The organism is Marisediminitalea oceani, from assembly GCF_003731635.1.
GTDB lineage: Bacteria > Pseudomonadota > Gammaproteobacteria > Enterobacterales > Alteromonadaceae > Alteromonas > Alteromonas oceani.
Window position 1 is genome coordinate 119,956 of the sequence record NZ_RCUA01000007.1, and the last position, 21,032, is coordinate 140,987.

Sequence of the window (21,032 nt, forward strand, 5' to 3'; positions counted from 1 at the left end):
GATAAAGGCATGTTAAAGCGCTTTGTTAGTATTTTACTGCTGTGTCTCTGTACACCTGCCCTGGCGAGTGAGTATGTTGCCCATCAGTTTGCGGCAGGCGATTTCGTGGTGGCCGACAGCGCCAGAGAAAAAACGGCGACTATTTGGGTAGACAGGAAAGCCAATCCGGGGATCAGAATGGCGGCTGAATCGCTGCAGCAGGATATCCTCCGGGTCACCGGTCTTAAACCACGCCTAACCAGCAACACAGAAGGTTTGTCGGGCCATGTGATCATTATTGGCGAGCGCGGCCAGGCTGCGCTGGTGGATAAACTGATTGGCAGTAATCAACTGACCGTACAGGCAAAAGCCCGGCAGTGGGAAGGTTATCAGCTCGATACGGTGGCGAGCCCGCTCCCTGGCGTTGAACAGGCCTGGGTGATTAGCGGAAATGACCGCCGGGGCGTGATTTTTGGCATCTATGACCTGAGCGAAAAAATCGGTGTGTCGCCCTGGTATTGGTGGGCCGATGTGCCGGTAGTCACCCATGACAAGCTCTTTATTAAAGCCGACACCCACATTAGCGATGCGCCCAAGGTGAAATACCGGGGGATCTTCCTTAACGATGAAGCCCCGGCCCTTACCGGTATGGTGCACGAGCAGTTCGGTGGCTATAACGCGAAGTTTTATAAGCATGTTTTTGAGCTGCTGTTGCGGCTGAAGTCTAACTTTTTATGGCCGGCGATGTGGAACAATGCGTTTGCCGATGACGATCCGCAAAATACGTATCTGGCCAACGATATGGGCATAGTGATGAGTACTTCACACCACGAGCCTATGATGCGCGCCGACAAAGAGTGGAACCGCTATGGCAGTGGCCCCTGGGAATATTCTACTAACCCTGAAAAGCTTTACGAATTCTGGGTTGAAGGCGCTAAACGTTACAAAGATAAAGAGGGTATTTTTACCCTGGGAATGCGGGGGCAGGCTGATACGCCCATGAGCGAAGGTGAAAATATCGGTCTGCTGGAGAGAATTGTTCACGACCAACGCGAAATTCTTGCGGATGTAATGGATAAGCCACTTACTGAGGTACCTCAGGTGTGGGCGCTGTACAAAGAAGTGCAGGGCTTTTATGAGCGCGGTATGCGCGTGCCGGATGATGTGACATTACTTTGGTCTGATGATAATGCCGGCAATATTCGACGCCTGCCAACCGAGGCTGAGCGCGGCCGTAGCGGCGGTGCCGGGGTGTATTATCACTTCGATTATGTGGGCGGCCCGCGGTCTTACCGGTGGATCAATACCGTGCCGCTGGGTAAGGTTTGGGAGCAAATGAATCTCGCCTGGGAATATGGTGCAGATAAAATCTGGATCACCAACGTAGGCGACTTAAAGCCGATGGAATTACCTATCAGTTTTTTCCTGGCGCAGGCCTGGGATCCGGAAGCGTTTAACGCGCAGTCTGCCAAACGGTTTACCCGGGAATGGGCGGCGAGTCAGTTTAATGGCCAGTTTACCAATGACATTGCAGAATTACTGACAGTTTATACGCTCCAAAACGGCCGACGTAAGCCCGAAGCACTGAGCCCGGAAACATACAGCGTACTGAATTACAACGAAGCCGACCGGATAAGCAAAACACTGGCCGAAGCGGCGGATAAAGCCAATAGCATTTATGAGCGCATCGACAGTGATTATCAGGATGCTTTCTTCCAGCTGGTTGCGCATCCGGTATGGGCTACCCAGGCTATGTTTGAGTTAAACCGGGCTCAGGCGCTGAATGCTCTGTATGCCGAACAGGACCGCGCTTCTACGTCGGCCATGGCGGCCACAGTTAACGCGTGGTTTGAACGGGATGCCGAGCTTACTGAGATTTATCACAGTATTAAGGGCGGTAAATGGAACCGTATGATGTCGCAGCCACACATTGGCTATGTGTACTGGAATAACCCGCCGGCCAATATCCCACCGGTAGTTCAGACCAAAGCGCTGGCACAACCTGCTGTGGCTGATATGGGCGTTTCTGTTGAGGGTAGTCGTGCTTACTGGCCAGCCACCGGCGGATTGTCGCTGCCCGAATTTACGCTCTATGGCGAAGCAACTCGCACCTTTACCGTGTACAACCGGCAGGGCAAGGCTTTCAACTGGTCGGCAAAGGCCTCACAGCCCTGGATCATTCTGGGCAAAAATGGCGGTGAGTTGCTGGCTGATACGCCCGTGCCAGTTTCCATTGACTGGTCTCAGTTAGAGGCTGGCCATCACGAAGGCACTATAAATGTGAAAGGTACCGGCTGGGGCGGCGCGAACATCAAAGTTACTGCGCACAAACCAGAACTGACTGCCAGGCCGGTTAGCGGCGACTTTATTGAAGTAGACGGTTACGTGGCGATGAATGCCAGCGAGGCCAAGGTGAAATCGACCCCGAATGGCAGTTGGCATAAGGTCGCAGTGCACGGGCGCACAGGCCAGGCGATGAGTGCGGCATTGCCGCCGTATTCCAGCCTGACACACCAACAGGCGCCGGCACTGGAATTCCCGGTATTCTTTACCTCTACCGGCGAGTTTCCGCTAACGCTGCAGTTATCGCCTTCTTTGCCGTTTGATGAGGCAACGGGCATTAAGGTGGCATTAACCCTGGATGGTGAACATGTGGCTACACTGGCGCTGCCTTCACAAAAAGACAAGCAAGCCTGGGCGCAGGGGGTAATGGATAACGTGAAAGAACTCACTACTACATTGCCTGTGACTAAGGCTGGTCGTCACCGTCTGGCGGTAAAAGCCTTAACGCCAGGAGCCGTATTGCAGCGGGTAATTGTGGACACCGGTAATCTAAAGCCCAGCTATCTCGGACCGCCGGAAAGACGCGCACCCTAAAATAAATATTAAGGGGTCAGAGTACTTGAAGTTCACTCAATCAAGGGGTCAGGTACATGAATGTACCTGACCCCTTGATTGTCTTTTAGAAGCTAACCTGCTCCCCTTCGTTGAGAATGTGTAAGGGAATCTCGGAAGCTAAACGTTCATGCATGGTTAGCAGCCGAAAGAGGGCAGAGTGTGAGGTTTTATCGCCCATCTTCCAGCTGTTATTACCATAACCCCATGGGACCATCACTTTGCAGTTAAGCTCTTTTGCTGCGATAAGAGCATCTTCCGGTGTCATATGGACTTTTCTGTAAAAGGCTGGTGATTCTGCGCTGAAATAGGAAGCAATGGGCAGCAAGCACACGTCAATCTCCCCGTACTTTTCTCTTATCTGCTTAAAGTGGGGCGAATAACCAGTGTCGCCAGCAAAAAATAAAGTGTTGCCCTGATGTTCGAGCAGCCAACCACCCCACAGGGTTTTGTTCTCGTCTTCATACAGATAAGGCACCAGAATCCGGTTGCTAAAGTGATGGCCGGGGACAAAATGCACGTTCATTTTGCCTAGCGGTTTACTGGCATACCAGGCCATTTCGGTAATGTTAAAATCACCGTCGGGAAAGTGCTCAGCAAAACCTAGAGGCGTTAAAAACGCCGTATCGGCAGAGAATGCCTGGATATCGCCTTTGTTGAAGTGATCATAATGAATGTGCGAATACATAACCGCATCGGTTGCATTAAGCACCGAGTCCGAGGGCTGTTGCGGTTCGTTACGATTAAAGCCGGCCGACAGGCGAAAGGCCCAGTTTACCGGCCAGTCAAACTGATTAAATACCGGGTCGAACAAAAACTGTTGGTTATCCGGGGTGGTAATGCGAAAGCTGGCGTGACCATACCATTTAACCGTATACCCGGTGTCGAGCGACAATGGCGTAGAATCACCGTTGTAAGTGCACTGTTCCATAGGCTCGTTGCAAGTCAGAAGCTCACTGGGCTGGTAGCAGTCTTCGTTGCAGGTTACCGGGTAATCTTTAAATTTGGGAAACAAATTAATAAAGCGGTCCTGATAGCCCTCCATGCTGGAATATTTCACCACCGAATCGGGCGGTGTTAACCGTTCTGTTTGGTTAATGCTGCTACAGGCTGCAATACAAAGCGCAAGCGCTGAGGCAAGCGAAAAAGCAATGTACTTCACTGATGTTAAGTTCCCTTCAAATGTTCCAACGGTAAGTTTACCAACTCACGGCCGGCGACAAACGCAAAAAGTTGTAAACAAACTTAACGGCGGTAGAAGGATAGTGAAGTTTCCTGTCAGTAAAGGCTGCTTAAGGCGAAATGTGGACATTCAGTTTCAAATTATTTCCCTTTGATTGCTTTCTTCTATCCAGGTTTGTTTAACTTAATACATAGTGAAATAGTGCTTATTGCTTCGAGATGGAGGACAAACCTTAAATGAAACTCAAAGAGTCAACGGTTCACTACCTATGGGTTTTCGGTAGTATAGGCACCTTCGCCCTTGTTGCTTTGGCAGGTTGGGAAATGGCAGAGCATTCTATTTGGTTTGAACAGTATTGGTCTCACAAGCCATCACGTTTTCTGATTATTTTTGCAGGAACGCTAACCACCATAGGTCTTGCCGCATATACATACTCCTACTTCTGGGGACGCAAAAAGTTTATAAGGACTTACAAGGAAATAAACAGAACAGAGTTGAATGAGTCCAGAGATGGAGAGCTAATTAGAATTCAGGGAGAGTTGGTACTTCTCGGTGAGCCTTTAATCGCACCACTTTCTCAGAAGGAGTGCGCTGCGTATGAGACGATAGCTCAAATAGAGGAAGAAGTTGCAACTGTAAGCGGTAGTGAGACAAATGTTGGCTCTCGGACAATTTGGCAAACTATTAAACACATTAATAAAGCCAAAGACTTTTTGATTCGATCTGAGGGTTCATACGCTCTGATTCGAGTAGCGCAAGGTAATCTTAAAATTAGTTTAGATATGATCCACGATGAACAACATTACAAAAAGGACCGGGGCGGTTTTCTTACTGAAGAGGAAAATTCATTAAGACGAAATACTCTGGAGAGCATGGACCTGCCTACCAAGCCATATGTCGGCGTTTACTCCCGGAATATTAGATTTCAAGAGGGTGTATTGGAACAAGGGGAGCAAGTCGCAGTAAGAGGTACAGGAACTTGGACAAGTACAGATACTGACGAATTAAGTTTTCTCTTTGGCCAGGGAGTCAAAAAAGTTTATGAAATTGAGAATTCTGAAGAATTCCAACTTTACTTTAGTGACTCATCAGCTGTACTTGAAAAGTAGAAACTTCAATTCGAAAATCTATATCGATGTCCTACGTACCAAGCATAAAAAAAGCCAGCGACTAAGCGCTGGCGAGTGGTGACTTTTATTATGATTATAGTGTGGGAGTGATTTTGTTTATCCCTGCATTTGCTCCAGCTCTTTGCCTTTGGTTTCGTTAACAAACTTCACCACAAAGATTACCGACAGGAAGGCGAAAATGGCGTAAATACCGTAAGCGCCACCTAAGCCAATACCCGCCAGCAGCATCGGGAAGGTAATGGTGATCAGGAAGTTGGAAGTCCATTGCACCAGGCCGCTTACTGCAAGGCCTGAACCACGGATCTGATTGGGGAACATCTCTCCCAGCATTACCCACATTACCGGGCCCCAGGACATATTAAAGAAAAATACATACAGGTTTGCTGCCACCAGTGCGGTGGTACCCCATTCACCCAGGATAAGCTTACCGTCTGGCCCTTGTGAGGCATTTAAAAAGGCCACAACCATCACGCCAAGGGTAATTGTCATGCCGATTGAGCCCCACTTGAGGAGTGGTTTGCGGCCGATTTTATCAATCACCAGTAAGGTAAGAATACAGGCGGCGATACTGATAGCCCCGCTTAGTACGTTGATTAGCAGAGCGTCCGACTCAGAAAAGCCAACGGCTTGCCAGAGTACCGCACCGTAGTAAAACACCACGTTAATACCAACAAGTTGCTGAAACGCCGCCAGGCCCAGACCTACCCAAACAATGGGGCGTACCTTGGTGGTGTTTTTGTCGATTAAGTCTTTAAGCTGAGGACGGTGATCGTCGGCCAGCGATTGCTTAATTTCGTTGAGTTTGTGAGTGGCTGCATCTTCGCCCAGTAACCGGGTGAGTACACGGTGAGCCCGTTCGGTTTTGTTGCTGGATACCAGAAAGCGTGGGCTCTCCGGAATAAACCATAGCATCACAAAAAACAGGGTGGCCGGAATAAGCTCAATCCAGAACATCCAGCGCCAGGCCTCAAAATTCAACCACAGCGTATTCGTTGAACCAGCTGCTTCACCAGCCAGCATGTAGTTACTTAAAAACGCTGCAAACAAACCGCTGATAATGGCAATCTGCTGAATACTGGTGAGCATTCCGCGGTAACGGGCCGGTGAGACTTCTGAAATATAAGCTGGCGCCATCACAGAGGCGGCACCTACTGCCAGGCCACCAAGGACCCGGTAGATAACAAATTCAAAAGACGACGTAGCAATACCAGAGCCCCAGGCACTGATGATAAACAGTACCGACGAAACAATCAGTAGCGCACGGCGGCCGTATTTGTCGGCAAAGCGGCCAGCAAAAAATGCCCCTACTGCACAGCCAAGCAGCATGCTCGAAACATTAAATCCGGTACCGGCGCTGGCCGAGTTAAACGCTTGCTGTAAGCCATCTACTGTACCGTTGATAACCCCACTGTCGAACCCAAACAGGAATCCGCCAATGGTGGCTACAATACTGATAAAAATAACAAAGCCGATATTTTCGCCCGACGGACTGTCCATCGATGCTGGCGTCGCGGTTGATTCAAGCATTACTTCTGCTCCAGGTATGGATCGATGGTAACGATGCTGCCATCCGGGTTATAGGTAAGTTCGGTCATTTTTACGCTGCGTAAATGCGTTTGACCGCCGGATAATGAGCTGTCGTGATAGAACAGGTACCATTTACCCTTAAACTTGGCGATAGAGTGATGGTTAGTCCAGCCTTCTACCGGTTGCAGGATCACGCCCTGATAAGTAAATGGGCCGTAAGGGTTGTCGCCGGTTGCGTAAACAATTTTATGAGTATCGCCGGTAGAGTAAGAGAAGTAATACTTGCCCTGATATTTGTGTACCCAGGCAGCCTCAAAGAAGCGGCGGTCATTATCGCCCTGCAGAATGGGGCTACCGTCTTTGTCGAGTAATTCAATTTCTTTCGGCGTTTCGGCGTAAGAAAGCATGTCATCCGCCATTTTGGCGATACGAGGTTTTACTGCCGGTGCATCATCTGCCGGGTAAACATCTTCCGGGTTATAAGTGCCGCCTTCATAGCGTTGTAGCTGGCCACCCCAGATACCGCCGAAGTACATGTAATACTCGCCGTCGTCATCTTTAAACACGGCAGGATCCATACTGTAACTGCCGGCAATTGGCTCCGGCTCCGGAGTGAACGGACCTTCAGGCGTGTCGCTCACGGCTGCGCCAATGTGGAAAACGTCGTTCTTGTCTTTGAGTGGGAAATACAGGTAGTACTTGCCGTCTTTTTCGGCAGCATCCGGCGCCCATAGCTGGCGTCCTGCCCATGGAATATCTTTAACTGATAAGGCAACGCCATGATCGGTCACTTCACCGCCCACTTCGTCCATGCTCAGAATATGATAATCGCGCATATCGAAGTGATCGCCATTGTCGTTTTGAGGAATACCTGATTCCACGTCGTGAGAAGGATAAATATACAGGCGGCCGTTAAACACATGGGCGGAAGGATCCGCAGTGTAAATATGTTCTACCAACGGCTCAGCAAGGCCGCTTTTTACCTGTGGTTTTGTTTGAGGCTCAGCTTGAGCCTGTGTGCTCTGGGCTTCAACATTTTGTTGTTGTGGCTGACACGCTGTTAGCACCATGGCTGACAACAACGCAGAAAAGGTCAGTGAATATTTTGGTTGAAACGTCACAATACGCTCCCGGTCAGTGATTAAAATTCAGGTCAAATAATGCAGCGACTGATGGCAATCGGCAATGTTAACGAGCTGTGAAACGATAAAAAGATAAAGCGGTACTGAATAACATAAATTTCACAATGTAAAGTGCTCATACTGCGCTCGATTTTCCGCTATGGCAAAAAAATCTCTCTGAAATAACACTTTGCTAATCATCAGTATTTCTGGGGATTTTCCCGGTCACCCAAAAAACGTTGCTGGAATGTGAAAAATGACAATGTTGCCTGCTACCCGCCAGCGCTACCCTGACGCCTCTACGAAGTAATCTAAAGTTAACCAATGGTGATACAGCATCGTCTGCACAATTTGATTTTTTGCTTGCTGCTGGCTTTTTTTGCTACCGGTAGCAATGCAAATGCGGGCTCAGACAAAGTGACATCACTGAACGTGGTGACGTCACTAAGTAGCAGCGATCCCATGTACAAGGGCCTGATACGTTTTAAGCAGTTGGTCGAAACCGGCAGTAAAGGCTCGCTTAGCGTTAACCTGTTTATTGGTTCTCAGCTGGGAAACGACGACGACATTCTGGAACAGGCCATGGCCGGTGCTGGCATTGCGGTGCTGGTGGATGGCGGGCGCTTGTCTGTGTATGCCCATGAAATGGGGATCCTCGGTGCTCCTTATCTGGTGAACAACCTGGCAGAACTTCAGCACCTGGTGAGCTCGGATCTGTTTCAACAGTGGAATGGCAACCTGCAGCAAAACGCCGGTTTACGTGTGCTGGCATTTAACTGGTGGCAGGGCGCAAGGCATCTGCTAACCCAGCAGGCGGTAGCTCAGCCTGAAGATTTGAACGGATTAAGACTACGTACCATCAGTGCGCCGGTTTGGATAAGCACCATCGAAGCCATGGGGGCTACGCCCACGCCATTGAGTTGGTCTGAAGTGTACAGTGCTCTGCAGCAACGCGTTATCGACGCCGGTGAAGCACAGCTGGCTGCTGTATGGGGCGCAAGGCTTTATGAGGTAATAAGTCATGTTAGCAAAACCGGCCATATTCAACTGATATCCGGCCTGGTGACCAGTGATGACTGGTTTAACCGGCTAACAGTCGCCGAGCAGGATGTCATCCTCCACGCTGCCACTGCGGCAGGTAAGTACGCCACTTCTCAGGTACTCACGGCTGAAAATGACATCGAGGCAAAGCTAACCGCAGCCGGCGTCTCAATATCTACCCCGCCGGTTGTGCCATTTGTGCAGGCTACAGAGTCAGTTTATCAGACCCTTGGATACAGCGAGCTGCGCCAGCAGGTTAGAACATTGCTGGATGAGGGGAACGGCCAATGAACCACCTCGATAAGATAGAGCGCATGGTGTGCATTGGCCTGTTATCGGCCATTGTATTGCTGGTCTTTGCGGCGGCAGTGATGCGAACTGTGGGGCTACCGATTATCTGGTCGGTAGATATTGCCCAGCTCCTGTTTGCCTGGCTGTGTATGCTCGGTGCCAATCAAACCTTAAAACACGCACAACATGCCACGGTGGATATTGCTACCCAATACCTGCCTGCGCACTGGCAGCAGCGGCTTGCGGGGCTGGCATCACTTATTATGATCGGCGTACTGGCCGTTGTTGTTGTGTATGGCATTGCACTATTTAACCTTAACCCTCAGCGAACGCTGGGTAGCACGCCTATATCTTACCGCTACGTAGCCCTTGCACTCCCGGTAGGCGCCGGATTGATGCTGCTAACCCTGCTTGAACAAAGCTGGCTTAAATGGTTTTCAGTTAAACAGAGGGCGGCGCAATGATGATGCTGCTGGTTTTCTTGGCCTTGTTATTAGCCGGTGTGCCACTGGCGTTTAGCCTGATGGCCAGCGGCCTGCTGTTTTTTGTTATGCATGACTCCTTACCGGTGCTGGTAGCAGTGCAGCGGATGGTATCGAGTAGCCAGAGCTTTCCGTTACTTGCAGTGCCGTTTTTCATCCTGGCCGGGCACATTATGAACGCTTCGGGGATCACTTCGCGGCTGATAAGTTTTGCTAATTTGCTGGTGTGCTGGATCAGCGGTGGTCTGGCTCATGTCACTATTGTGCTCAGTGCTCTGATGGGCGGCGTATCGGGGTCGGCTATTGCTGATGCCGCCATGCAGGCCCGTATTCTTGGTAAGCCTATGGAAGACTCAGGTTTACCGCGGGGCTTCAGTGCAGCCATCATCACCGTGAGTGCTTTGATTACGGCCTGTATTCCGCCAAGTATCGGCTTAATTTTGTATGGCTACATGGGCAATGTGTCGATTGGTAAATTGTTTATCGCTGGACTATTCCCCGGCGCTTTGCTGACTATCGCACTGATGCTCTGCGTGCGTTGGGTGGCAAGCTCTCAGAAGCTTGGTAACACCGAAACACAAAAGCCGCCGGCATTCCGGGAGGTTATGATCGCGGCTGGCCGATGCAAATGGGCGTTATTATTCCCGGTGCTGCTGATTGTTACCATTCGCTGGGGGATCTTTACGCCATCAGAAGCCGGTGCCTTTGCCGTGGTGTACGCCGTTTTAGTGGGGCTGTTTGCTTATCGGGAACTCACCATTGCAGAACTATACAGCGCCTTAAATGAAAGCGTGCGTGATATCGGCATGATTATGTTGATTGTGCTGGCGGCCGGCACGGCAGGTTATGTGATTGCTTTTCAGCAATTACCGGTTGAGCTGGCCCAAAGCGTGTCTGCAGTAACTCAGTCACCACTGCTGGTGCTGATGATTTGCCTGGCACTGTTGCTGGTGATTGGTACGCTGATGGAAGGCACCATTACCGTACTGTTGCTCACTCCTATTCTGGTGCCCGTTATCCAAAGCGTGGGGATCGACCCGGTTCACTTTGGCATTTTACTCGTGCTGGTAGTGACCTTTGGCGGCACTACACCGCCGGTTGGAATTGCTATGTACACCGTGTGCAACATCATGGATTGCCCGATTACCCAGTTTATTCGTCATGTCTGGCCATTTTATCTCACCGTGCTGGTGGTGTTGCTGTTGCTGGCACTGCTGCCGGAACTGGTGCTGTTTTTACCCGACTATGTTTATGCCACGCCTTAACTGGCCTGAAGATGAGACTATATTATGAAAATTACTGATGCGTATGTGATTGTATGTTCGCCCGGTCGCAACTTCGTTACCCTCAAAATAGTTACCGACGAAGGGATTTACGGTATTGGTGATGCAACACTCAACGGTCGCGAGAAAACGGTAGTCAGTTATCTTGAAGATTACCTCATCCCGGCATTAATCGGTAAGGATCCGGCCCGGATTGAAGATATCTGGCAGTATATTTATCGCGGTGCCTACTGGCGTCGTGGTCCAGTGGGCATGACAGCCCTGGCTGCGGTTGATATGGCTCTGTGGGATATTAAGGGCAAAGTGGCTGGCCTACCTTTATACCAGTTACTCGGTGGTCGTAGCCGCGATCGCATCATGACATATACCCATGCTAACGGCAGTGATTTAGCCTCTACGCTCGAAGCGGTGGGAGAGGCTATCGATCAGGGATATCAGGCTGTGCGAGTGCAGTCAGGCATCCCCGGTATGGCCAGCACTTACGGTGTGGCCAAAGACGGTAAAAAATATGAACCGGCGGATGCGGCACTGCCTTCCGAGGCTGTGTGGTCTACCGAAAAGTATCTTAATTTTGTGCCGCACCTGTTCAGTGAAGTGCGTCGTCAGTATGGCGAAGAAATACACCTGCTGCATGATGTGCATCACCGCTTAACGCCCATTGAGGCGGCGCGGCTGGGTAAGGAACTGGAGCCTTATCATCTGTTCTGGATGGAAGATGCCGTGCCCGCTGAAAACCAGCAGGGCTTTGAGCTTATCCGCCAGCACACCACAACGCCACTGGCCGTGGGAGAAGTCTTTAACTCTATTCATGACTGTAAGGAGCTTATCCTTAATCAGTCGATTGATTATATTCGTTCTACGCTGGTGCATGCCGGCGGCATTACACAAATGCGCCGGATAGCCGATTTAGCGGCCCTCTATCATATTCGTACCGGTTTTCATGGTGCGACCGATCTGTCTCCGGTATGCATGGGGGCCGCCCTTCATTTTGATTACTGGGTGCCTAACTTTGGTATTCAGGAGCATATGCCGCACAGCGAACTGATGGAATCGGTGTTCTCCTTTGATTACCAGTTTGACCGTGGTTTCTTCACTCCGGGTGAAGCCCCAGGCCATGGTGTGGATATCGATGAGAAGCTGGCAGCAAAATATCCTTACCAGCGAGCGGCGTTGCCAGTAAACCGACTCGAGGACGGCACGCTGTGGCATTGGTGATCGTTATTTCTTAGTTAAACAGACTCAGGACAAGCTATTTGTAAGGTTAATAAAAGGTTGAATTTTAAATCGGGCGAAAGGTTATCAGGGTATTGTTGCTCTGAGGTCTTCTTTTGCTTATGTGATTATTTTACAAAGTATTTTTTATTAATCTTTTTTAAACAAAAGCAATGAGCTTACCAATAAACGTAAATTAAATGTTAATATAATAAGTCAATAATACCCTCCGGAATGAGTTGTACAAAGGAAGCTCTGACACTCGATTGTAAATTCACAGTTGCCTCATTAAAGGCTGAGAATCACTGAAACCGGAGGGCTGCTACACATGCCTAAATCAAAAAGCAGAAATTTAAATTCACAAAGTGAGCAAAACGGCTTAATGCCAGGGGAGTCATTCCCGCGGTTTAAAAGGTCGGTACTTGCCGCTGCTATTATGTCTTGTACCACAGCGGTAATGGCGCAAGAGGCAGTTGATGAAAACAAAGAAAGCGAGGACGACAGCGCAGTAGAGGTGATCTCGGTAACGGGTCAGCGTCAGTCGCTGGAAAGCGCCATCGACTTAAAGAAGAATGCCGATACCATTGGTGATTCTATTGTCCTTGATGAAGCTGGCAAAGTCCCCAGTACCTCATTATTAGAAATTCTGGAACGTTCACCAGGTGTTACCATGAACCGGGTTAGAGCGGGCAGCGAAGGCTCGCCGGATGGCTTCGCCTTCGAAGGGTCTGGTATTCAGGTACGGGGCTTAAATAAATCCAAAACGCTGATCAACGGGCGCGAAGTATTTTCCGCTAACGGTGGTTCAGGGCTAAGCTGGGCAGATGTAGGCCCGGAACTGCTAAAAGCGGTTACCGTGTATAAAGCCAGCCGCGCCGATCTGATTGAAGGTGGTGTGGCCGGTACGGTAAACCTGCAAACCCGTATGCCTTTCGACTTTGAAGGTTTTAAAGCGAATGGCTCGGTAACGGCCGATTACGGCGACTTTTCTGAAGAGTTAACCCCGGCTTACTCCGGTTTGATCTCGGATCGCTGGGAAACTGACTACGGTGAGTTTGGTGTGTTACTCAATATGGGTTACTCAAAAATCGCCTCGCACGACAGTAATATTATTATTCCGCCTTACCATGCGACCAACTACAACGGCCAGCGCGTATATGCCCCAGCCGGTGTGCGTTTTACCCAGGACCAGTTTGAGCGTGAACGGACCGGTTATTACGCCGCATTACAATGGAAGCCAAGAGAAAACCTGGAATTCTTCCACACTACCTTTATTTCAGAGCGTGAAAGTAACCGTGACAGTCAGATCATGACTATTGAGCCGGGTGCGCCGGTAGGCGTGCTTGATGGTGCTCAGTTTGATGATGACGTTTTTGTGAGCGGAGCAATTTCCAGCACTAACCTTACTTCTGGCTTGCCAGTGGCTATGAACTCTAGCTTTACGCCGGGCTTCAGTAAAACAGCCGATCACAGCTTTGGCTTTGAATACGAGTCGGATTACTGGGATTTAAGCGGTAGCTATCAGTACGTTAAAGCGGAATCGCGTTCGGGCAAATACAGCCTGGGTGGTGCGGTGCTTGAGAATATCATTGAAACCAATATGGACTTAACCGGCAATCGTCCGGCGGTAACCTTTGGTAATCCGCTGTCTACCGATCCGGCGAATACCGGTATGTCGCGAATTAACTGGCTGGATATGGAAAACGAGGGCGATGCGCACGCGTTCCAACTGGATGCCAGTTTTTATCTCGAGCATGACTTCTTCCGTAAAGTCGCCGTGGGCGGTCGGGTAGCCGACCGTGAAGAATCAGACAGCTTTGTGGGTACCTGGTGGTCGGCCACAGGCCGTAACTGGAACGGTGTACCCAGAGCTTTTGTTGATACGGCACCAGAAGGCGACTTCTATTTAGAAGAATTCTCCGACTTCTTTAAAGGGGATGTACAGGCACCGGGCGCAGTGTGGGTAGGTACCGACCAAATCAACTCTGCCGACCAGTTTGCGCGGGTATACAACACCTATACGGCTTGTGGACCAGACCTGTATTACCAGTGTAGCGATCCGGAAGCGAGTAACTATATCTATGGCAATCCGCCAAACCGTAACTTTGATCAGCGTCCGTCGTTCTACGATACCAAACATAAAACCCAGTCGTTATATGCCATGGTCGGGTTCGAGAATTACGGTGATTCGTTCTGGTCTAACTTTACCGGTAACTTTGGTGTGCGTTGGGTTAACTATGACATAGAAAGTATGGGTAACTTTGCTTTCAATGGTGGCGCTCGTTACTACGCCACCGTAGCTGATGCACAGGCATCGGTAGAAGCCATGGGCGGCCTGTCTAATATTCTTGCCTGGCAGGAAGCCAACGAAGGTGTACAACCTCCGTTTACCCGCGAGAGTGTCGGGTTTGAAACCGAACGTGTGGGAGAGTTGACGAAAGACTATTTCCTGCCGTCCTTTAACATTAAGTTTGAGCCGGTTGAAAACTGGATTGTTCGCTACGCGTTTACCAAAACATTAACGCCGCCGCGCTATCCGGACATCCGGGCCCAGGGTATTGCCTCAGTACAAACTACTGAGAACGTAATTAACCAGGAACTGGATGCATTGTATCCGGATGAAGATGTATCGATTCCGGCCATCTTCTCGGGCTACACCAATACCTCGGGGAACCCGTTCCTGGAGCCTGAGATTGCACTCAACCACGATGTATCGGTGGAGTGGTATCCGCGTAAAGGCTCTTCGGTGCATTTATCGCTGTTCCATAAAACCATTGAAAATTACATCACGTTCAATAACTTCTCTGGCCCGGGCGCAGAGTACTTTAATGAAGACAACTATCCGCAGTCGGCGTTTACCGATGGCAGTGGTAGTTCATTCCTGGATGGACCGGTACAGAGCCGCACCAACTTTAACTCCGACGAAGATACCATTATCAGCGGTTTTGAATTGGGTGGCCGAACCTACTTCGATGAGTTGCCGGGTTGGTTAAGTGGCTTTGGTGTGGATGCTAACGTTACTTACATTGGTAACGACTCGCCGGATGCCTTCGCCCTGGATATTAATGGCGATGAGCTTAGTGTTCCGGTGATTGGATTATCTGAGTGGTCTTACTCAGCCACCTTACTTTACGATAAAGGCGATCTGAGTGCGCGTCTGGCCTATAACTGGCGTGACCGTTACCTGACTACCACCAACGACTCAGGTACTACGCGGGTGTATACCGACCCGTTCAGCGGCGACGATATTCAAATCGGTTTGCCGGTTTACGCAGCGGCTATCGGGCGTCTTGATGCCAGTGTTTCGTATCGGGTGACTGACGCCATCAACGTTAAGCTGAATGTTCAGAACCTGACCGACGAAGATCAGCGTACCGAGATGGAAATCCTCGACGGCGTGTTTGTAGACCGGGCCGTGTTTGTGACCGACCGTCGTATCAGCCTGCACGTTGGGTTTGACTTCTAAGCAGGGTGTTGAGATGGTTCAACCCAAGTTGTAAATAAAAGGTAAACATAAGATGAGAAAGAGTGTATTGATCGTTGGCGGCGGTACCGCAGGCTGGATGACCGCGGCTTACATGGCGCGGATGCTGGCAGCAGACACCCCCGGCGGCGTATCAATCACTCTGGTCGAATCTGAAGAAATCGGTATCCTCGGCGTAGGCGAGGGTACCTTTCCTATCATCCGTAAAACCATGGGCCGTATAGGCCTGGATGAAAGCGATCTGATTAAGCACGCGGATGCCACGTTCAAACAGGGCATTCGTTTTAATAACTGGAAGAAAAATCCCGCTGACGACCCGGCTGACAGCTACTTTCACCCTTTTCAGGTTGCGTCTCAGCATACTGATATGGATTTGTTGCCCTACTGGTTGTTAGGCGTGGCCGGGGATGTGCCCTGGTCTGAATGCTGCACAGTACAGGAACGAGCGGTGGAGGCTAAGCTGGCTCCCAAATTAATATCGCATCCCAACTATGAAGCGCCCCTTAATTACGCCTACCATTTTGATGCGACCAAGCTGGCAGCGTTGGTGCGCAGTCGGGCGATGGAAATGGGCGTCAAACGGCTAATCGATACCATTGACGATGTGAAGCTCGATGAAGATGGCGCTATTGCATCGGTGACCGCCAGAGAGCATGGCGATCTCACCGCCGATCTGTTTATCGACTGTACCGGCTTCAGAGCCAGACTCATCGGTGAAACCCTGGGGTCAGAATTTACTTCCTATAAAAATGAGTTGTTCTGCGATCGGGCCGTAGCTCTGCAGGTGCCTTATGAGCAGGCCGGCGGACCCATTCCATCCTGTACCTATACAACAGCCAAAGATTACGGCTGGATTTGGGATATAGGTTTGCATGAACGACGTGGACTGGGATACGTGTATTCCTCAAAATACTGCGATGAAGAAACCGCAGTGGCTACCCTCAAAGCGCATATCGGGCCTGCGGCCGATAACCTGCAACACCGGTTACTGAAATTTGAGCCGGGTTATCGTAAAACCCAGTGGCATAAAAACTGTGTGGGAATTGGCTTATCGGTGGGCTTTATTGAACCGCTGGAAGCTACGGGGATAAGTTTTGCCGAAGTGGCTGCATTGATGCTGTGTAATCTGTTTCCGTGGTCCGGCGATTATGAGCGTTCTGCTACCCAGTTTAACAACGCCATGAGTAAACGCTTCGAACACGTAAAAGACTTTATCAAGCTCCACTACTATCTTACTGAGCGCGACGATACCGCATTCTGGCGGGACAACCAGGATCCTGCAACGGCTTCTGAGTACCTTAAAGGAAAGCTGGAGCAGTGGCGTCACCGGCCGCCTTCGTTTTTAGACATTGATGCCAGCCACGATATTTTTGATGAAAACAGCTGGCAATATATTCTGTATGGTATGGGCTTTAAAACCGACATTTCAGCCCGGGAAGGCGCGTTGCGTTTCTTTGATGATGCACGTAACGAGTTTGCCAGTATTCGCCAGCAGAGTGAGAATGCCAAACGGGCAGTGCCTACCCATCGCGATTTGGTGAGTGAGGTATGCCAGAGTGGCTTTAAGCCACAGCCGCGGAGGGCCCGCCGATGAGCCATTCAGCAAACCCCGTTAATACACCTGAAGTAAAACGCGTGGTGATAGTAGGAGGGGGCACCTCAGGCTGGATGTGTGCAGCCGCCATTGCCCGCATTGCACCGCCGGATACCTGCATTACCCTGGTGGAATCTGAGGATATCGGCGTGATAGGCGTGGGTGAAGCCACCATTCCAACCTTGATGGAGTTTAATGATTTTCTGGGTATAAAAGAGCACGATTTACTCCGCGAGTGCCAGGGTACTTATAAGCTCGGGATTGATTTTGTCGACTGGTATCAAAAAGGCCAGAGCTATTTTCATCCGTTTGGATTTTATGGCCGCGATACGCCGGAGTTCTCTTTTCACCAACTGTGGCTGCGCTTAAATGCAATGGCTGAAAAAGGCGAAATACCTGCCGATGCTCCCGGCATTATCAGCGACTATAATTTGTGTACCGTAGCGGCTAAGCAAGGGCGTTTTGCGCCGCCACAGGGGGGCGCTGATACCATCTTATCGACCATGCGCTACGCTTATCATTTCGACTCAGCACGGTATGGGCAAATGCTGCGGCGCTATGCCGAGCAACGCAATGTAGAACGTATTGAAGGCATCGTTAACAGTGTTGAACAGGATAGCAATTCGGGCCTGCTACAATCAGTCACGCTAAACAGCGGGCAGGTGCTGCAGGGTGACCTGTTTGTTGATTGCAGCGGCTTTAAGGCGCTGTTGATTGATGGTGCGATGCAGAGTGAATTTGTCGACTGGCATCACTATTTACCCTGCGACCGGGCTATTGCTGTACAAACCAAATTAGCCGGTGCGCCCGACCCGTTTACCCGTTCCACTGCCGACGATGCCGGTTGGCGCTGGCGCATACCACTGCAAACCCGATTAGGAAACGGCCATGTATACAGCAGTGACTTTATGGAACACGACGAGGCACTGCAAAAGTTACTTGCCGGTGTGGAGGGAGAACCGGTTACTCAACCGCTGCCACTTAAATTTCGTACCGGGCATCGCAAAGCATTCTGGGAGAAGAATTGCGTGGCTATCGGCCTGGCAGGCGGATTTATCGAACCGTTGGAATCTACCAGTATTCACCTTATTCAAATGGGGATCCAGCGACTAGTAAATTTGTGGCCGGGGCGCGGCTGTAACCGCTCAGAGATAGCGCAGTACAATGCATTAATGACCGCCGACTATGAGCGCCTGCGCGACTTTATTGTGCTTCACTATAATGCTACCGAGCGCGAGGACACTGAATTCTGGCGCTACGTAAAGCATATGGCTATTCCGGACTCGCTGGCGGCCAAGCTTGAAATATTTCGCAGCAGTGGCCGGGTGATCCCGTCGCCCGAAGACTTGTTTACGCCGCATAGCTGGCTGGCCGTGATGCTGGGGCAGGGGATTTACCCGCAAAACTACGATGTGCTGGTGGATCGGGTGCCTGCACAGGCGTTACTTAAAAACATGCAAATGCTGCGCATGTCAGTAGCGAAAACGGCCGGGTCTATGCCTACTCACGAGGAGTTTATCCGCCGTTATTGTGAGACAAAGCAAGCAGTTGCCTGAGCTAGCTCAGGCATAATTCTGACGGCACATCCCCGTTTCCCGGCTTAAAGAAAGGTAACCTTAACGATGGATGTATTAACCTCGGCATGACCTAGATAAATTATATCGTCGCCGTAAGACCCCACTTTTTTATTGAGTACTCTGTTGCGGGTACTGGCAATGTTTTGCTGGCTGATGGCATCAATGATGTAAGACTTATCACCTTTACTGTACCAATGGACAATTTGGCCATTATGTTCAAACAAAAGCCTGTTCATGGTGGGGGAGGCGATGATCTCTCGCTGTTCATTAACAATTTTGCCGCTGAGTTTATCAACATACATGCATTCCTGGTCCGAAGAAAATACCCGCTCTCCCTGAGCCGCAATTTTTCTTACTGAGTTACCATCTCCGTTAAAGCTATAAACTCCGTCATCAGCTTCGGCGAGGAAGCATTGACCATTGGTAGCCAGTTCCACTACCTTCAACTTGTCGATAAGCTCAGGCTTAGTTCTATTTAGGCGGTAAAGGCCTGACGCTCCGGCCAGATAGATGTTGTCATTGAAAAACGCGACATGTCGAAAGTTAAGCGCGGTGGTTAGATATACCGAATTAATTAACTTATTTTCCTGCAGCTGCTCAATGACGTAGCCAGTATTAGTGGTACCTAAAATAGTCAGTATGTTATTGGTGTAGTCGAAATCATCAATACCGTTTTCGAGACTGTAGGTAAAGTCACCTGAAGTGCTGTAGATGACCCGCTTCGAGGTATTGCCAACAGAAATATACAGGTCGTCCTGCAGGAACAGGGGATCGTCAATTTTGTTGGTTTGCGGAGCCATCAGAAGGGTTGGAAATATTTCGCTATCGATATCGTTGTTGTTGAGTGGGACGGTCAATAACTCATTATGGTTACCAACAAATACCAGATTATCGTCTGACACCGCAACTGAATAAGGCTTGCCCCGGAACTGGTACAAGATATGTTGTTTTTCATGGCCCAAATACATCAATGACATTTGATCAAGATGGTTTATCCGCAGAGAGAACAGACCTTCGCCATAAGCTTTTATAAAGCTGTCTATAAACTTGTTATCGGTTGCCGGGCTGACGTTAATAGCAGTAACCTTTTCCAGGTGTTGTGTACGTAGATCATAGATATAGGGCTCTATAGAAGCATTAGGTTCAACATTAAAGGTCACATAAAAACGGTGCTCATCGATCCAGTCGAAGGAGGGGAAAGAGTTCTGACGATTACATGCAAGCTGATCTATCAGTTGACGAACGGGTTCAGCGTAAATTTTAATTATGCAGCGAGCGTCCTCAATAACATGCATGATGGTTTTGCCACTGCTATGGATTTCAATACCTCTGAAAGCGCCGGGGAAATCAGCCTCCATTAAAACTGAATTCTGGCGATTTTTCGTTTGATAGAGGGTAGAGCTGCTTTTGTCTCTGGTAGTAACAAAGAACGTATCCTCGAACAGCGCGTAATCCAAAATGTAGTCTTTAGACTCAAAAACGGTTTGTATCGACGGTTTTGGCAGTGAATGGCCGCCAGACCTGTTCAGTATGAACAAAAGGACCGTCAAACAGCAAAGCGTTAAAACCGTGCAGGAGGCAATCCATGTTAGTCGGCTCCCGCTGTGTTTCAGCGGTTGTTTTGCAGGTTCATTTGCATCCAGTTGCTCGAAAAGCAATTGGTAGCCTTTACCTCTGATATTTTTAAAGGCGTCCTTATCGTCAAATTTTATCCTCAGCCCGCTGATAAGTTTGCGTAACGAATTGTGTGTCACGACGCGTTCACCCCATACGGCGGACTCAATGGATGCTGTTTCTACAAAGCCATCAGGAGCGGCAAAAAATAACTCCAGTGCCGCTTTTTCCTGATGGGTAATGTCTATGAACTGGTTGCCTTTTTCTGCCGAATCCAGGTTTTCCGACAATAAATAACCACTAATTTTATATCTCACGGTAATACTTTTTTAATTCTTATTCGAGGCAGTACTCACCATACGAAGCAGGAGCAATATCGCTGTCGTTTTAGTAAGTCATCAGACTGCTTTATTAATTTGAATGGTCAGAGAATGCGGGCTGTTTGAGAAAGGCCAGAAAGTACATCTTATTGTTCATTATTGTCAGTCCGTTAACGTCAAAAGGAGTGCTTTTATAACTCTGATTATTGTTTTTCAACTAGCTGCAAACCGTAAAGACGCTTCGCATGGTAAGCCAGATAAAAATCAGACTACCGGTTTGTTTTGAGCAACAACTCATA

The 21,032-nt window shown here is 49.5% G+C and carries 13 protein-coding genes; 9 read left to right on the plus strand and 4 right to left on the minus strand.

Annotated features, from left to right (window positions below; genetic code table 11):
- The first annotated feature begins 9 nt into the window (after nucleotides 1-9).
- Nucleotides 10-2,856, plus strand: coding sequence for a glycosyl hydrolase 115 family protein (locus D9T21_RS01930; protein ID WP_123323477.1), 2,847 nt, complete (start codon nucleotides 10-12; stop codon nucleotides 2,854-2,856).
- Nucleotides 2,857-2,941: 85 nt separating this feature from the next.
- On the opposite strand, the gene D9T21_RS01935 is transcribed toward D9T21_RS01930, so the two are convergent.
- Nucleotides 2,942-4,036: an MBL fold metallo-hydrolase gene (locus tag D9T21_RS01935; RefSeq protein ID WP_241155599.1), complete on the minus strand. Its 1,095-nt coding sequence runs from the start codon at nucleotides 4,034-4,036 to the stop codon at nucleotides 2,942-2,944.
- Nucleotides 4,037-4,293: 257 nt separating this feature from the next.
- Between D9T21_RS01935 and D9T21_RS01940 the strand changes: the two genes are divergently transcribed.
- Nucleotides 4,294-5,166, plus strand: coding sequence for a hypothetical protein (locus D9T21_RS01940; RefSeq protein ID WP_123323478.1), 873 nt, complete (start codon nucleotides 4,294-4,296; stop codon nucleotides 5,164-5,166).
- Nucleotides 5,167-5,283: 117 nt separating this feature from the next.
- On the opposite strand, the gene D9T21_RS01945 is transcribed toward D9T21_RS01940, so the two are convergent.
- Nucleotides 5,284-6,684: a sugar porter family MFS transporter gene (locus tag D9T21_RS01945; RefSeq protein ID WP_123323527.1), complete on the minus strand. Its 1,401-nt coding sequence runs from the start codon at nucleotides 6,682-6,684 to the stop codon at nucleotides 5,284-5,286.
- Between the two features lie 29 nt (nucleotides 6,685-6,713).
- A complete protein-coding gene (locus D9T21_RS01950; protein WP_123323528.1) occupies nucleotides 6,714-7,784 on the minus strand; it encodes a glycoside hydrolase family 43 protein in 1,071 nt (356 codons plus the stop codon).
- A gap of 375 nt (nucleotides 7,785-8,159) precedes the next feature.
- Here D9T21_RS01950 and D9T21_RS01955 point away from each other — a divergent pair, with 375 nt between their 5' ends.
- From D9T21_RS01955 to D9T21_RS01985, 7 genes are all read left to right on the plus strand, one after another.
- Entirely contained in the window at nucleotides 8,160-9,167 is a 1,008-nt protein-coding gene (locus D9T21_RS01955; protein ID WP_123323479.1) for a C4-dicarboxylate TRAP transporter substrate-binding protein, read from the plus strand.
- Complete coding sequence (locus tag D9T21_RS01960) at nucleotides 9,164-9,631, plus strand: TRAP transporter small permease (protein WP_123323480.1); 468 nt, start codon at nucleotides 9,164-9,166, stop codon at nucleotides 9,629-9,631. Before D9T21_RS01955 ends, D9T21_RS01960 begins: the two co-directional genes overlap by 4 nt.
- Nucleotides 9,628-10,914, plus strand: coding sequence for a TRAP transporter large permease (locus D9T21_RS01965; protein ID WP_123323481.1), 1,287 nt, complete (start codon nucleotides 9,628-9,630; stop codon nucleotides 10,912-10,914). The genes D9T21_RS01960 and D9T21_RS01965 overlap by 4 nt, the downstream gene beginning before the upstream one ends.
- Nucleotides 10,915-10,938: 24 nt before the next feature.
- Nucleotides 10,939-12,147, plus strand: a complete 1,209-nt coding sequence (manD, locus tag D9T21_RS01970; RefSeq protein WP_123323482.1) for a D-mannonate dehydratase ManD — start codon at nucleotides 10,939-10,941, stop codon at nucleotides 12,145-12,147.
- A gap of 325 nt (nucleotides 12,148-12,472) precedes the next feature.
- Nucleotides 12,473-15,610: a TonB-dependent receptor gene (locus tag D9T21_RS01975; RefSeq protein ID WP_206427212.1), complete on the plus strand. Its 3,138-nt coding sequence runs from the start codon at nucleotides 12,473-12,475 to the stop codon at nucleotides 15,608-15,610.
- A gap of 52 nt (nucleotides 15,611-15,662) precedes the next feature.
- Nucleotides 15,663-17,222, plus strand: a complete 1,560-nt coding sequence (locus D9T21_RS01980; RefSeq protein WP_123323483.1) for a tryptophan halogenase family protein — start codon at nucleotides 15,663-15,665, stop codon at nucleotides 17,220-17,222.
- Nucleotides 17,219-18,778: a tryptophan halogenase family protein gene (locus D9T21_RS01985; RefSeq protein WP_123323484.1), complete on the plus strand. Its 1,560-nt coding sequence runs from the start codon at nucleotides 17,219-17,221 to the stop codon at nucleotides 18,776-18,778. Before D9T21_RS01980 ends, D9T21_RS01985 begins: the two co-directional genes overlap by 4 nt.
- A 44-nt stretch (nucleotides 18,779-18,822) precedes the next feature.
- On the opposite strand, the gene D9T21_RS01990 is transcribed toward D9T21_RS01985, so the two are convergent.
- On the minus strand, nucleotides 18,823-20,730 hold the full coding sequence (locus tag D9T21_RS01990) for a winged helix-turn-helix domain-containing protein (protein ID WP_164464548.1): 1,908 nt from the start codon (nucleotides 20,728-20,730) through the stop codon (nucleotides 18,823-18,825).
- Nucleotides 20,731-21,032: the final 302 nt, after the last annotated feature.

Excerpts from the sequence above, each read along its gene's own strand:
- D9T21_RS01930 (WP_123323477.1), top strand. The coding sequence starts at position 10 with ATGTTAAAGCGCTTTGTTAGTATTTTACTGCTGTGTCTCTGTACACCT.
- D9T21_RS01940 (WP_123323478.1), top strand. The coding sequence starts at position 4,294 with ATGAAACTCAAAGAGTCAACGGTTCACTACCTATGGGTTTTCGGTAGT.
- D9T21_RS01945 (WP_123323527.1), bottom strand. The coding sequence starts at position 6,684 with ATGGACAGTCCGTCGGGCGAAAATATCGGCTTTGTTATTTTTATCAGT.
- D9T21_RS01950 (WP_123323528.1), bottom strand. The coding sequence starts at position 7,784 with ATGGTGCTAACAGCGTGTCAGCCACAACAACAAAATGTTGAAGCCCAG.
- D9T21_RS01955 (WP_123323479.1), top strand. The coding sequence starts at position 8,160 with ATGGTGATACAGCATCGTCTGCACAATTTGATTTTTTGCTTGCTGCTG.
- D9T21_RS01960 (WP_123323480.1), top strand. The coding sequence starts at position 9,164 with ATGAACCACCTCGATAAGATAGAGCGCATGGTGTGCATTGGCCTGTTA.
- D9T21_RS01965 (WP_123323481.1), top strand. The coding sequence starts at position 9,628 with ATGATGATGCTGCTGGTTTTCTTGGCCTTGTTATTAGCCGGTGTGCCA.
- manD (WP_123323482.1), top strand. The coding sequence starts at position 10,939 with ATGAAAATTACTGATGCGTATGTGATTGTATGTTCGCCCGGTCGCAAC.
- D9T21_RS01975 (WP_206427212.1), top strand. The coding sequence starts at position 12,473 with ATGCCTAAATCAAAAAGCAGAAATTTAAATTCACAAAGTGAGCAAAAC.
- D9T21_RS01980 (WP_123323483.1), top strand. The coding sequence starts at position 15,663 with ATGAGAAAGAGTGTATTGATCGTTGGCGGCGGTACCGCAGGCTGGATG.
- D9T21_RS01985 (WP_123323484.1), top strand. The coding sequence starts at position 17,219 with ATGAGCCATTCAGCAAACCCCGTTAATACACCTGAAGTAAAACGCGTG.